Origin of the sequence: Nonomuraea sp. CA-141351, from assembly GCF_050944675.1 — a bacterium.
GTDB lineage: Bacteria > Actinomycetota > Actinomycetes > Streptosporangiales > Streptosporangiaceae > Nonomuraea.
The window spans coordinates 12561650-12575014 of the sequence record NZ_CP191982.1; the positions used below are offsets into that span (position 1 = coordinate 12561650).

Annotated in this window: 14 protein-coding genes; 7 read left to right on the top strand and 7 right to left on the bottom strand. The window is 67.3% G+C overall.

Annotated features, from left to right (window positions below; all coding sequences use genetic code 11):
* Window positions 1-163 precede the first annotated feature (163 nt).
* Window positions 164-1054 carry an NmrA family NAD(P)-binding protein gene (locus ACQPWU_RS59100; RefSeq protein WP_433435809.1) on the bottom strand — a complete coding sequence of 297 codons (891 nt, stop codon included), beginning with the start codon at window positions 1052-1054 and terminating at the stop codon, window positions 164-166.
* Between the two features lie 333 nt (window positions 1055-1387).
* On the bottom strand, window positions 1388-1954 hold the full coding sequence (locus tag ACQPWU_RS59105) for a YceI family protein (RefSeq protein WP_433435810.1): 567 nt from the start codon (window positions 1952-1954) through the stop codon (window positions 1388-1390).
* A gap of 101 nt (window positions 1955-2055) precedes the next feature.
* Between ACQPWU_RS59105 and ACQPWU_RS59110 the strand changes: the two genes are divergently transcribed.
* Entirely contained in the window at window positions 2056-2529 is a 474-nt protein-coding gene (locus ACQPWU_RS59110; protein ID WP_433435811.1) for a MarR family winged helix-turn-helix transcriptional regulator, read from the top strand.
* 77 nt (window positions 2530-2606) lie between these two features.
* On the opposite strand, the gene ACQPWU_RS59115 is transcribed toward ACQPWU_RS59110, so the two are convergent.
* Complete coding sequence (locus tag ACQPWU_RS59115; RefSeq protein ID WP_433435812.1) at window positions 2607-2771, bottom strand: hypothetical protein; 165 nt, start codon at window positions 2769-2771, stop codon at window positions 2607-2609.
* Between the two features lie 668 nt (window positions 2772-3439).
* Between ACQPWU_RS59115 and ACQPWU_RS59120 the strand changes: the two genes are divergently transcribed.
* From ACQPWU_RS59120 to ACQPWU_RS59130, 3 genes are read left to right on the top strand one after another with little or no spacing between them, the layout of a single operon-like run.
* Window positions 3440-4168: a trimeric intracellular cation channel family protein gene (locus tag ACQPWU_RS59120; RefSeq protein WP_433445572.1), complete on the top strand. Its 729-nt coding sequence runs from the start codon at window positions 3440-3442 to the stop codon at window positions 4166-4168.
* 46 nt (window positions 4169-4214) lie between these two features.
* Window positions 4215-4460: a hypothetical protein gene (locus tag ACQPWU_RS59125; RefSeq protein ID WP_433435813.1), complete on the top strand. Its 246-nt coding sequence runs from the start codon at window positions 4215-4217 to the stop codon at window positions 4458-4460.
* Window positions 4457-4612, top strand: coding sequence for a hypothetical protein (locus ACQPWU_RS59130; protein WP_433435814.1), 156 nt, complete (start codon window positions 4457-4459; stop codon window positions 4610-4612). Before ACQPWU_RS59125 ends, ACQPWU_RS59130 begins: the two co-directional genes overlap by 4 nt.
* Before the next feature lie 18 nt (window positions 4613-4630).
* Here ACQPWU_RS59130 and ACQPWU_RS59135 read toward each other — a convergent pair whose 3' ends face one another.
* The gene (locus tag ACQPWU_RS59135) at window positions 4631-4873 is read right to left on the bottom strand and encodes a GMC oxidoreductase (protein ID WP_433435815.1); all 243 of its coding nucleotides are present in this window, start codon (window positions 4871-4873) and stop codon (window positions 4631-4633) included.
* 374 nt (window positions 4874-5247) lie between these two features.
* On the opposite strand from ACQPWU_RS59135, the gene ACQPWU_RS59140 reads away from it, so the two are divergent.
* Together ACQPWU_RS59140 and ACQPWU_RS59145 are read left to right on the top strand one after the other, a co-directional pair.
* A complete protein-coding gene (locus ACQPWU_RS59140) occupies window positions 5248-6282 on the top strand; it encodes a hypothetical protein (protein WP_433435816.1) in 1035 nt (344 codons plus the stop codon).
* Window positions 6283-6466: 184 nt separating this feature from the next.
* On the top strand, window positions 6467-8800 hold the full coding sequence (locus ACQPWU_RS59145) for a 2OG-Fe(II) oxygenase (RefSeq protein ID WP_433435817.1): 2334 nt from the start codon (window positions 6467-6469) through the stop codon (window positions 8798-8800).
* A gap of 89 nt (window positions 8801-8889) precedes the next feature.
* Here the strand turns inward: ACQPWU_RS59145 and ACQPWU_RS59150 are convergent, their stop codons facing one another.
* Window positions 8890-10692 carry an ABC transporter ATP-binding protein/permease gene (locus ACQPWU_RS59150; RefSeq protein ID WP_433435818.1) on the bottom strand — a complete coding sequence of 601 codons (1803 nt, stop codon included), beginning with the start codon at window positions 10690-10692 and terminating at the stop codon, window positions 8890-8892.
* A 553-nt stretch (window positions 10693-11245) separates the two neighbouring features.
* Entirely contained in the window at window positions 11246-11563 is a 318-nt protein-coding gene (locus tag ACQPWU_RS59155) for a hypothetical protein (protein WP_433435819.1), read from the bottom strand.
* 383 nt (window positions 11564-11946) lie between these two features.
* Between ACQPWU_RS59155 and ACQPWU_RS59160 the strand changes: the two genes are divergently transcribed.
* Window positions 11947-12321 (top strand): hypothetical protein, encoded by a 375-nt coding sequence (locus tag ACQPWU_RS59160; RefSeq protein WP_433435820.1) that lies wholly within the window; start codon window positions 11947-11949, stop codon window positions 12319-12321.
* 218 nt (window positions 12322-12539) lie between these two features.
* Here the strand turns inward: ACQPWU_RS59160 and ACQPWU_RS59165 are convergent, their stop codons facing one another.
* Entirely contained in the window at window positions 12540-13241 is a 702-nt protein-coding gene (locus ACQPWU_RS59165; RefSeq protein ID WP_433435821.1) for a hypothetical protein, read from the bottom strand.
* Window positions 13242-13365: the final 124 nt, after the last annotated feature.

The window sequence follows — 13365 nt, forward strand, 5'->3', positions numbered from 1 at the left end:
GCCGGTCTCGGGTGGTGTCAGCCGGCCATTTGATCAGCTAGCGCTCGGGTGCTCGTTGATGAGGCCGCCGAGGATGGTGGGACGAGCACGGCGTCTACCAGCGCACGTTCGGCAGCAAGCGCCTGCGCCATCCCGTCGTACGCCTGCCAGTCGTTGACGGGTGTCAGCTCGTGGCCTGCCGGAAGAATTCTTCGGCGCTGGTCGGCTTGACGCCGGGGTAGCGGTGGTTGTCGAGCGGGTCGAGCTTGCCCTTCCCGGTGACCATGGCCCAGGTGTACTGCAGAAGGAGGTACTCGAACGGGTCGGTGGCCACCTTCTTGAGGCGTTCGATCTCGGCGCTGAGCTCGTCGGTGCTGCCGAGCCGCCGAACCTCCAGCCGCCGTCCCGAGCCGCGTTCCATCGCCTGGTGCAACTCCTTCAACGTCAGCACATCGCCGACGACCCGCACTGTGCGTCCGGCGGCCGAGGGGTCGAGGGCTGCTTCGGCGGTCCACTCGGCGGTATCGGCGTAGGTGGAGAAATCGACAGGCTGATCGCCGTCACCCCAGTAGCTGAAGGTGCCCGTTTCCCAGTCGATCCAGTTGTACCAGGGCTCGTTCAGCACCTCGAGGAACGCGCCGATCAGGATCGGCGTGGATGCCACGGTGCTGCCGCGGGTGAGGTCGCCGGCCTTCTTGCGCAGGTCGACGAGGTCGTTGTCGCCGTAGTCGAGCCGGTCCATGGCGAGGGAGAAGTCCGAGGGGATCCAGCGCGGGACTCCGGCCTTCTCTGCGGCACGCAGCAGGTCGACCTGGCCGTCGATGATGACCTCCGCGTCCCCGAAGACGGTGGAGACGACCACGTCCACGCCCTCCAGCGCGCGGGTGAGGCGGTCGCCGGAGTCGCGGATGTCGCCTTCCACGATCTCGATGGCCGGGTCGTGGGCGAATGCCCGGCGGCCCTCGGTGTTGCCGGGCCTGACCATGGCCCGGACCTGCACGTCCCGTCGGCGCAGACTGGCGACGACCAGGCGGCCCAGGCGGCCGGTGGCACCGGCCACGAACACAGTAGTCATGAATGCTTCCTTCAGGAATGAGGCGAGAATGAGGCCGCGGATTTCGGCGGACTCTATAGTTGAACCTTAAGGCGCTTAACTTTGAAAACAATTAGTTTGGGCGCGGAATAACGATATGTAGTGACGGCATGGTCGCCGATGGGCCTTACCGGTCGCAGGAGCGGCCGGATCGGGCCACCGCGGGGGGAAATTACAGTGCGGCGATTTCTTTACGGCCGCCAGTGTTTTCAGCCGGCGGTCGTGAGATCGGGCTGATGCCACCGAAGGTGATGATCCCCACTTCGAAGGGATTGGTCATTTTCGTCCTTCGCTGGAATTTCGGCCATCGACAGATCAGGCCGGCTTGATGGCGGCCAGCTCGAACTCCAACGTGATCTTGTCGCTGATCAGCGCGCCCCCGGTCTCCAGAGCGGCATTCCAAGTGATGCCGAAGTCCTTGCGGTTGATGACCGCGGAGCCTTCGAAGCCGATGCGGTGGTTGCCGAACGGGTCGACGACCCCACCCTGGAATTCGAACGGCACGGTGATGGAGTTGGTGGCGCCCCTGATGGTGAGGTCGCCGGTCAGTTCCACTGTCTGCTCGCTCGTCACCCGAACCCCGGTGGAGGAGAAGGTGATCTCCGGGAACTGGTCCATCGCCAGAAAGTCGCCGCTGCGCAGGTGCTCGTCGCGCTGCCGGTTGCGGGTGTCGATGCTCGCGACCTTGATGGTGACGTTCGCGGTGCTTCTGCTGTGCTCCTCCGCGTCGATGTGCACGCTGCCCTCGAACTCGTTGAACTGGCCGCGGACCTTGGTCACCAGCGCGTGCCGGGCGACGAACCCGATCCGAGTGTGAGCGACATCGAGAACGTAGTCGCCGGACAGGCCGGACAGAGCGGTCGTCGTTGCGGTGCTTGTCACGTCGGAACTCCTGAAATCCATGAGCGCCACGATTTTGGTGACGCATCACTTACATGACATGGACCATACATGATGAATCACCTAACTGCTAGACTGCCTGGGTGGCTGTGACGAATGACATCCCGTGGCTGAACGACGACGAGCAGCGCATGTGGCGGCAATGGATGGGTCTCAACGCGGAGCTTCTGGCAACGCTCAACCGCGAGATGCAGGCCGACACCGGGCTCTCCAACCCGGACTACCAAGTGCTCGCCGTGCTGACCGAATCCGCCGAAGGACGCATGCGGATATCCGACCTGGCGGCGTCGTTGCAGTGGGAACGCAGCCGGGTCTCCCACCACGTCGTGCGCATGGAGAAACGAGACCTGGTATCCCGGCAGGGGTGCCCCGAGGACGGCCGTGGCGCCTTCGTCCGCGTCACCGAGACCGGACAGGCGGCCATCGAGCAGGCCGCGCCCGGCCATGTGCGCGCCGTACGACACCTGGTCTTCGACGCGCTCACCACGGATGAGGTGGCTCAGCTCGGCGAGATCTTCCACCGGTTGCGCACCCGGGTCGGCCTGGCAACCGAATGAAACCGTCCGGGGTGATGCCGCCCGCCCGCAGGAGTAAACAATCAGAAGGTTCTGTGACGCTGGGTGATACGTGCTGATCAGGAGTCGAGTGCGACGGGTGGCATCCACAGGTTGCCGGTGAAGGCGCGGTGGATCGCCTCGAAGGCGCCCTGCCCGTGCTTGCGGGCGCTGTCGAGGTAAGAGCGGATGGTCAGCCAGTGCGCGACGCCGTCTTCGGATTGATGGCAGCCGGAGATCTTCACCTGGGTCTTTGACCGGGCGCAGCGCGCGCTCGCCGGTGTTGTTCGTGAACGGCACCCTGCCGGGGAAGTCGGCGAAGCGCAGCACGTCATTCGCCCGGTCCCGCAGACGTTCGAGCAGGTTGCGGGCCAGGGACTGTTTCCGCCCCGGCGCTCGGGGATGCAGCGACAACCCGATCGCGATCCCGTGGTGGAAGGACTCGAGTAGACGCGCACCCGTTCGGGAGGGATCTCGGCCAGCCCTGCCTCGCGGGCCTTGACGGCCTGCTTGTTCAGCTCGGCCAGCGCCCAGCGGATCTGGGCCGGCCACCGCTGACCGGGATGGTCCTCGGCCGCCGCAGTCAACTCTCTGACCAGGTGGGCCTTTCGCGGTACCGGCGGACCAGGGTGCCAACGGCATCGTCGTCTTCGGGTGACCACGTGCGCCAGCGCCTCTGGGCGTGGTCAGTTTTTGAGCTGGGAACTGGATAGTCCGCGGGTGCAGAGTGGGCGCCGCGTGATGGCCGCCGGCCTGCCCGGGCCGGCCGGGCCGCCCCCACCACAGAATCCAGCCCGGAAGTGGACATGAAGGTTACCTGCATGCTGCGCGGCTCCGCCGAGCCGTCCACCCGAATCCCGGCCTCCAGCGCAGCCGTGCAGCGGAGACCCACGAAGGAATCAAGCACGTGGCAATGGACGCGCTGACCCAGGTCGCCGGGTACTGGATGGACCTGACGGGAATCTTCGCCTTCGCGATGTCAGGGGCGTTCGTCGCCGTACGCAAGAACTTCGGTGTCTTCGGGGTGCTCCTCCTGGCCGAAGGGGCCGGTCTGGGGGGCGGCCTGTTCCGCGATCTGGTCATCGGGGTCGTTCCCGTCGCTTTCACCGACTGCGGCTACTACCTGATGCCCGTAGCCGCCGCGCTGGTCGCCTTTTTCAGCTCGCGGGTGCACCGCCACAGCGGGGTGCTCGCGGTCATCGACGTGTGCGACACGGCCGCTCTGGCGCTGTTCGGCGTCACCGGCGCGGTCAAGGCGCTCGGACACCACTTCAGCTGGCCGAGCGCCATCGCGCTCGGCGTCGCCAGCGCCGTCGGCGGCGGCATCCTGAGCGGCGTTCTGGCTATGGAGGTGCCACCTTCGCTGCGCTGGGAGCAGGATCTGTACGTGCTGCCCGCCGTCACCGGCGCAGGCTCGGCGATCCTGCTCGACACGTTAGGCATGCTCAACGGCGTCACCGCGCCGTGCGCCGCCGTACCGGCCTTCGGCCTGGGGCTGCTGGCCACGCGCCGCCGTTGGCGCACGCCCCAAGCCCGCATCTGGCGCAACCCGTTCTCCGGCATGCGCCACCAGCCCGCACAGGCCCGGACGGCATCGACGGCTGACGGCGAGAAGACGCCCCGCTCGGCGGCTCCAAGCTGATCGTCTGACTCGAGCAGGAACGAACCATGAACATCGGGGTGAATCAATGACCGTGTCCGACGTCCCGCCGCCGCTCCCCGAGCGCCGGATGGAGAGCCTCTGGTACCTGGTCGCGAATGACGGCCGCTACCCGTGGGATACGCAGTGGAAGCGCAAGGTCGACTTCGAGTACCTCCAGGCGTGGGCGAAGTCGATCGAGGTGAACGGCTTCTACGGCACCCTGCTTGCCACCCAGCCCATCAGCGGGCTCGACCCGTTCATCACGGCGGCCTCGCTGGTGCCGACCGGGTGATCCTCGACATCGTCAGCGGGCGCATCGGGCTGGAGGCCGCCGGGGTGCACCTCACCCGCGCGGCCAAGCACGGCCGTGCCATGCGTTTCGGCGTCCGGCTGAACCTGATCGTCCGGGACACCGACGAGCAGGCCTGGGCCGCCGCCACCTGATCGGGCCAGACGATCAGGTCAGGTCAGGTTCGCGGCGACTAGGTCGGCGGCGCGCTCGGCGACCATGAAGGTAGGCAGGTTGGTGTTGCCCCGGGGGATGCGGCGCATCACGGAGGCGTCGACCATGCTGAGGCCGGACACGCCCAGGACCGCGCAGTCCGGCGCGACGACCGAGGCCGGGTCGGCGGGGTCGCCCATCGCGCAGGTGCCGACGCGTGATAGGTGCCGAAGCTGCGCCGCCGGACCGTCCTGGCTCGCCACTGCGGGCTGACCAGCCGCGCCTCGTCGACATCCCGTGCCGCGATGCCCCTCTTGAGCAGCAGGCGGCGCAGCGCGAATCGGGACATCAGGCTGCCTGACCCGGATATCCACTCGAGGTGCTGATCAAAATGCGACCTGGTCGCCACTGTGGTGGACTGAAGCATGCCCAAGAGCCGCGGCCGCCGCAAGGCCACCAGCAGCAGACCGGTCCGTCGTTCACCCCTCCCGCCGCGCCGATCAGACCTGCTGCTGCGTGACGCCCGGCAGCTCACCGGCCTGGACGATCCGCTGATGGCCGAGACCTGGGCCAGCGGTTGGCTCGGTCAGGCATGGTTGACCGCGGAGCTGGGCGAACGCGAGGCCGAGCATCGGTTGTGCATGGAGGTGACCGGCAGGGCATCCACACGCCCGCACCGCACGGCTTGGCCGCGATCGCCGCACTGGCGCGGGTCGCGCCCGCCACCGACATCACCATGCTGGCCGAGACGATCGACATCCTGGCCGAGACCCAGCCGCTGCCGCCCTGGCACACCGCCATGTCCGCGGACACGGCATGGACCGCGGTGGCGGCATGGCGAGCGGTGGACGTGTGGGACAGCGAACAGGTGCTGCTCATCGACTACGACGGCCCCCACCCCCACACGCTGATGGCCCAGGTCCGCAAGCCCGGCGGGCTGATGATCGGCAAGATCGCAATCTTGGAGCCTGGCACCGCGGCCCAGTGGGACCAGCTACGCGAGGTCGGCGAGGTTCCCATGCCGATCAGCCAGGCTCCTGTGGCCGACGTACTCGCTGACCTGGCCGATGTGCTGCGCACCACCGATATCACCTGGCCGCGCAACGACGATGAGAACTTCGTCGACAACCGGGCGCTGGCCTGGTCCCGCTGCCGCGACCACCTACCCGACTGGCCTGAACGAGACAGTCTGCCCGAGGCCGAACGCCATCGCCTGATCCAGCAGTTCATCACCGCCAACAATCTGGACGACGAGGTGAGCAGGTCACTGGCCGAGCTGTTCCTGGACTACGGCGAGGGCTACATCGTCTCCGGCCCGCTGGCCTGGAGTCCGGCCGAGGTCATGCTGCTGCTCACCGACTGGCTACCCCGCAAAGCCATCCTCGATGCTGCCCAGCGCACAGCGCTCCCCAACGCCCTGCGCCAGTGGTTGACCTACGCCCTGGAGCAGCGCGGCAGCGATCCCCGATGGATCGCCCCGGTCGTCGACGCCGTCGACGACCACCTTCGCGAGTTCCGCCAAGCGTTCGATGACGACATCTCATGGGGCCCCGCCAAACAGATCGCCACCGCCCTCACCGATCGCGGCGTCGACCTCACCGACCGGCAAGCCGTCGACGATGCCATCCGCGCACTCAACGCCGAACGACTCGCCCGCCGCCTTCTCCCGTGATCAGTTGGAGGTAGCGCGTGGCATCGAGGGCGTGGAGTCACCGCCGGCCGACATAGACACCGCGCAGAGTTCCCGGTCATGGTCTGCGGCATCCGCGGACGGCGTTCCTGAAAGCCCCCACCGGAGCGCTCTCCCCACGCAGTAGTTTGGTCCCGCGACAGAAAAGGGGGATTCCGTGCCCGGCATGGCCCGTGAACGACTGGCCGAGTTGCTCGATGTGTCGGCGGAGCCGGCCGCGTCCAGCGTCTATCGGAAGCTTCCCAGGACCGATCTGTCGGTGGCGGTCGATGGGGTCGGTCCGCTGCGGTTCCCCATCTCCGACGAGCAGGCATCCCAACTGCACGAGCTCGGCCGCCGGGCGCGGTTCGGGCGCGGCGAGCATACCCTGACCGACCTGGAGGTACGCGACACTTGGGAGATTCCCAAGGAGCTCGTGCGCGTCGAGTGGACGGAGGCGTTCGCGGCCGTCCTCGACGGGATGCGCGCGGAACTGGGGCTGCCGCCGCACTGCGAGCTCACGCCGGAGCTGCACTCCATGCTCCTGTACGAGACCGGGCAGTTCTTCGTCGCCCACCAGGATTCCGAGAAGGACGACGCCATGGTCGCGACCTTGGTGGTGACGTTGCCATCCGCGCACACCGGCGGCGAGCTCGTCGTCGAGCATCAGGGCCAGACCAAGAAATACCGGGGGCTGAAAACCGTGGTCTCGCTGGTGGCCTTCTACGCCGACTGCCGGCACCAGGTTCTTCCCGTGAAGAGGGGCAACCGCGTCACCCTCACCTACAACCTGCTCCTGACGGGCGACAGCCAGGCTGTGGCGACCGAGCATCCGCTGGTCAGTGATCTCGCGGCCTGCCTTCACACACACTTCACCACCCCGGTCGTCCTCCCGTACAGCCCTCGCAGGGGCGAACCGCCGACGCGGCTGGCGTACCTCCTCGACCATGAGTACACCGCCCGCGGGCTGAGCTGGTCCCGGTTGAAGGGCTCCGACGCGGCGCGGGGCGCCCTGCTGCGGGCTGCGGCGGAGCGGGCAGGTTGCGAGATCACCCTGGCCCTCGCGGAGATCCAGGAGACCTGGGACGCCTACGATCCCGACGAGGATGCGTGGTACGGCGACTATGCGGACGAGGCCCCCGACGACTACGAGGACTCGCCCAGCGCGGACGACAGGCAATACGTCCTTCAGGATCTGATCGAGACCTCCACCACACTCTCTCACTGGATCGGCCCGGAAACAGGGCGGCTCGAGGACATCTCCCTGGACCTCAGCGACGCCGAGGTGGCCTCGACGACCCCGACGGCTGATATGGCGCCCTACTCCTCGGAGTACGAGGGTTACATGGGCAACTACGGCAACACCCTGGACCGCTGGTACCGGCGAGCGGCGCTGGTCATCTGGCCACGGGGCCAGGGCTTCGCCAGCCGAGCTGAGGCGTCTCCGGGATGGGCGCTGGACGCACTCGTTGCGATGGCCCGCGCCGGGGAGAGCGCGCAGGCCCGTGAGGCGGCGCGGTCGCTGGAGCCCTTCTGGCACGCCGCCGGCCGTTACGCCGACCAGTCCGAACTTCTCCGCAAGGCGTTGGAAGCAGCCAGAGAGCTGGATGACGCGCGGATCGCCGCCATGCTGCTGCGGCCGTTCGCGTTGGAGCGGCTGGTCCCCGGACACGGCCCGACATTCGGCGGCCTGGCGGCGCACTACGGCGATGCCTGGATCGACGGTCTGCTGCACGACTGGTCCGAGGGCTGGCGACCCGGCTCCTACGGCCTCGCCCAGGCGCCGCTGGAATGGCTAGAGGATCTTCCACGGCTGTGCACCTCGCTCTCGGTCGAGGGAAGCGCGTCCATCAAGGCCGCCCTCCGCATCGTCGATCTGTCGTGGACGATGTTCGCCGGTCAGGTCGGTCCAGCGCTCGACGGGCCGCTCACCTCCCAGCGGGAAGCATGGCTGACCGCCCTCGGGGCGCCATGCTGTGGGATTATCGCGGCCGCGGCCCAACTGGGATCGACGGGCGTCCTGGAGGACGCCCACAAGCTCGCGCGGACGGACGGCGAGCGGGCGCTCGCGCTGGTGTTGGCCACGTTGCGAGCCGCGGGGCCGCAACGGGCAGGTTTCGGCGAGCTGGCCACCAGCTGCGCCGAACGGATTCAGGCATCGCTCGCCCGGCCGCAACGTGCGCCTGGCGACTGGTCGATCGAGCTGCCCGGCGGATGTGCGTGCGAGCTGTGCAAGGTGCTCGGCACGTTCCTCCAGCATCCGGAACGACGTGATTTCGACTGGCCGCTCGCCAAGGACAAGCGCCGGCACGTCCACGCCCGGATAGATGACGCGGAGCTGCCCGTCCGCCACGAGACCAGAAGGCAGGGCCGCCCGTACACCCTGGTGCTGGCCAAGACAGAAGCCCTCTTCGAACAAGAGCGCCTGGCCCGCAAGCGTCACGAAGCAAACCTGGCTTGGCTCACCGACGACTGGGGCCTCACTGTCACATCCCAACGGGGATCGTCTCACCTCGCATGACCGTCGTAAGTGCGGGGATCTCCGCCTGGTAGGTGAGCGTCAGGCCCATCCATCGGCACAAGGCGGCCTGTTCGTACCCCGCAGGGGGCCTATCCGGATGCCGCGTCCATGCCCCAGCGCCCGGCGCCGAGCAGGTGCAGGTGGTGGGTGTGGAAGGCGTGCAGTGTGCTGCGATGGCCGACGCTGACGAGCATGCACCGCGGTAGGCGCTCGCGGATCAGCCGGTACAGCGCGTGCTCGAGCCCCTCGTCGACAGCGGACGTCGCTTCGTCGAGGAAGGCCAGGCTGGGCCGGGTCAGCAGGACCCTGGCGAACCCGAGCCGTTGCTGCTCGCCTGGCGACAGCGTGCGCGCCCAGTGGGCCTCGTCGTCGAGGCGGTCCTCCAGGTGGCCGAGCTGGACCCAGCGCAACACCTCGCGTGCCCGCTCTTCACTGATCCGGTGGCCGGCTTCAGGGTAGGCCAGCGCGGTGCGCAGGCTTCCCAGGGGCAGGTACGGCTGCTGTGACAGGAACAGCGTGTGGCTTCCCATAGGGCGGCGGACAATGCCGTGGGCGTGCGGCCACAGGCTCGCCAGGCTGCGGAGCAACGTGGTCTTGCCGCTTCCCGAGGGCCCCCTGACCAGTAGCGCCTGCCCCGGACCCAGGCTCAATGTCAGGCCTTCGATCAGCGGTTGGCTGTTGGGACGCCACACCCGCAAGTCTTCGATCTCCAGCGTGTCGGCCCGGTGGATGACGTCCGGGCTCGACAGGGCGCGCGACTCCGTGTTGGCGTCCATCAGCGCCGTCAGCCGGTCCAACGTCGCCCGGTAGGCGGCGAAGTCTCCGTAGGAGTTCCTGAAGAAGGACAGCGCGTCATGCACCTGGCCGAAGGCGTCGGCGGTCTGGGTGACGTCGCCGAGTGAGATCGTTCTGTTGAAGAAACGCGGCGCCTGAATGATGAAGGGAAACACCACCGAGGCTTGTGACACCGCACTGTTGAACACCTGGAGTTTCAGCGACCCCTTGACATACGCCCACGTGTTGGCGATGACGGAGGAGAACCTGGCGGCCAGCGTCGTCCGTTCCACCCCCTCACCGCCGTAGAACGCGACGTTCTCAGAATTGTCCATCAGCCGCATGAGGGCGTAGCGGTACGAGGCGGACAGCTTTTCCTGCAGAAAGTTGAGCCGGATGAGCGGGCGGCCGACCTTGAAGGCCACGACCGACGCCGTGATCACGTAGGCGTAGGCGAGGAAGACCATCGCCCTGGGCACCTGGTACCCGAAGATCGTCATTGCCCCCGACAGCGACCAGAGGACGGCGGTGAACGACACCAGTCGCAGAGCGGCGGCGATCGCGTCGAGCGAGAGACCGTAGGACTGCTCGGTGAACTGCGTGATGTCCTGCTCGATGCGCTGATCGGGGTTGTCGATCGGAGCTTTGACGAACCTTCCCAGATGATAGGCGCGTCCGTCCAGCCAGTCGCCGATCGCGTGGTCGTTGAGCCAGGTGCGCCAGTGGATGATCAGCCGCTGAGTGATGAGATAGGCGACCTGGCTGCTGGAGACGTAGATCGTCGCCAGGACTGCGATCAAGAGGACATGGAACCAGAACATGTTCGCGTTCATCGCCTGCAACGACGTGAACAGGCCGTTGGTCGCGTACGACAGGAGCACCTCGAGACGCACCCCGAGCACCGTCAGCCACAGCAGTAGCAGCAGAGTCACGAGCAGCCGCCAGCTGGCCCATGTGCGGCCAGGCCGGAAATACGGGAACGCCAGCCGCCGGAATTGCCGCCCCCAGCGCGTGTAGCGCGTCAGCAGCAGGATCGCAATGGCACCGCCGAGGACGATGACGCCGGAGTCCGCCGCGGTTGAGGTGAATGACGTGAGCCATTGGTGCTGCCAGTCCATGGATGTCCTAAAAGTCCCATATGTTCCGTTATGGGAAGATTAATGGATGGGACAGCTTGCCGCCGACTTCCCACACGAGTCACCACGTGCTCCAAAACCCGTGCTGAACGCGCTTCTCCCACGCGATCGAAGGGACATGACTTCGATGCCGGTGCGTCACCGCATCTTGTCGGGATGGTTCGGAATAGCCCACCCCGGCCGAGATCCGGTGTAACGAATCGCTGCTCGGTGCGACGCTCACCGAGCGGATGCGCCTGCGGATGAACAAGCTCGACTTCAAGATGGTCGAGTGTCTGCGCCGTCGGGGACCGGGGACGAGGACTTTCCCGACCCAATGGGCGCATCGGCCCGACGGCGGGGTGCGGCAGTCGGTGGTCTACTTCGCGCTCGACGGGGACCGCCTGCTGTCGTTGGGAGACCTGACCATCGCTCTGGAACGCGACTCCACGCTGGCGTCCATCAGCGCAGCTCCACCCCACAGACAAGGCCCGTCCCCACCCTGCGGGCGCCCCAGAACGAGCCTTGCCCACCAGGAATGCACGAGTAGGAACTGCTATCCGTCTCCCAGCCCGTGCGGGCCTTCGCTGTGGAGCGTGGTTCCACCGGCCGGGGTGCCGCCTGGACTCTGTCTGCGGAAAGCCTCGTAGACATCGATCAACACTTGCCGCTGCCGCCTGGTGATGGTGGCATCGGCCCGGATGGCGGATGGCACACTGCAACGCCTGCGGCCCGCGATGGGACCGACCTGCGCGTAGAGCAACTGGGCCGAGACGCGCAAGCCGTTGGCGAGTTGGCGAAGGATCAGCGCACCCGGCATCCATCGGCCACACCTTGCCCAGCCTCGACGCAGGGCGAACACCTTGGCCAGCATGCAGTACGGCGTCAAGAGCGGACATTGGACGGACGCGAGCCGTCGCGGAGGAGCGCCAGACCCACCATCGACACAGCGGCAGCAGCAGCGATGACCGCAGCCAGAATGATCATCTTGCGCATGAACCCACCTTGATTACCTGATGTGATTATCCGTTGCGGATTGTAGTATTGCCGGGCCGGTCGATCTGAATCCCGCACCATTTCCCTGGGCTCCCCAAGTACGCAAGCTCCGCCGTAGCTGCAGGCTCAGCATTGGGCCGCACGACGCTGCCAATAGATCCGGTCTTTACTGCGCAAGTTCTAGCCGTGGAGGTGTGGGTGCGATCACCCTTAGGCGGCAGTACCTGGCCGGGATCACCCTCATCATGGTCGGTGGAGAGCTTGACCAGCGTCAACACAGTGTGGACGTTCCACTCGGCGCAGGCGGCCACCGCCGCATACGCGCCGCTGTACACCGTCCGGGCCGACGCGCACACCGACCTCACCGGCCGGGTCCGTGACCGCAATCCCGCCGTCGACATCACCCTCGATCCCTGCTACGCCACCGGTGAGGAGATCACGACGGTGACCGCGCAGGTGTCGTTCGATGACGGCGCCACCTGGGCGAAGGTGCCGGTGGTGCACATCGCGGACCGGTGGAGGGCGCACGTCCTGCAGCCCCGCGGTGAAAACCACGCGTCCTTGAAGATCACCGGGGTCGACGTCTCCGGGAACTCCGTTGAGCAGACCACGGTCCGGGCGTTCGCGTTCGGGTAACAACCGGATCGCCTGACAGGCGGGAGGATAGGGGGCGTCGCCGATCACCTCGGCGGTGCCCCCGAGCCGACGTCCAGCCACTGCTTCGGCAGAGCGTCGGCTCGGATGGCCCGTTGGAACCCCGCCGACCCAACCAAGATCAGTGCCGCAGACCGCGTGGCGCGAAGGCGAGAGGCGAAGCGCAGCTCACACTGACGCTCGACGGCCTGCGCCCCTGATCACACCAGTCCGCAGGACCGCCAGGCGATCGGCACACGCGGCGACCACTGCCCGCTGTCACCGCGCACCACCACGTACGCGGTGAGCGGCGGCGCGAACGAACTGCCACCGCACAGGACCCGCCCCGTGTCGACCGAGTAGCTGCCCGCCGGTCCGTTGCCGCCCGACTGCGCCGTGGTACGGCCCTGCCACAGCACCCGGCCATCGGCGGCGCGCTTGACCTGGACGGTGACCTGGGTGCCCGGCGTCAGGTAGTAGCCGCGGACGGCCACGGTCTGGTACGGCCCCTCGTTGGTGGTGGAGCAGCTTTCACCGTCGCATGAGGGCCCGCTGCCGGCGTGGTTGCGCTTCACCATGATGACCCAGGCGAGCCTGCGGGCCGCACTGTCGTTGTCGCGCCGCGCCTGGGTGCGGGAGCTCGGGACGACGCACCGGTAGTCACCGGCGTACGCCTCCCGCCAGACGAACCCGGTCGTGCACGCGTGCCAGACGCCGGAGGCGTTCTCCGACCGCGTTCGGTCGCGTACGGACGGGTCCACGCAGGCGTGGTCGCTGGGCCGCGCGCCGCGCCAGACGTACCCGGTGGCGCAGGTGTCAGGGGCGAACGCGGTCTCGGCGGAGGCCCCCGTGACCCCGAACACCGACATCGCCAGGCACCCCGATGCGGTCATCGCCGCGAGCCTGCCGGAACCTGTGATCATGTTCTTCCTCCAGGAGAGATCAGAGAACGGATCGCGGGCGGGCACTCCCCGACCCCCGTGATCGCATCCTGTCTCGCAGCCCACCGCCGGAACATGAGTAACCCCTACTCACATTCGGCTCTCC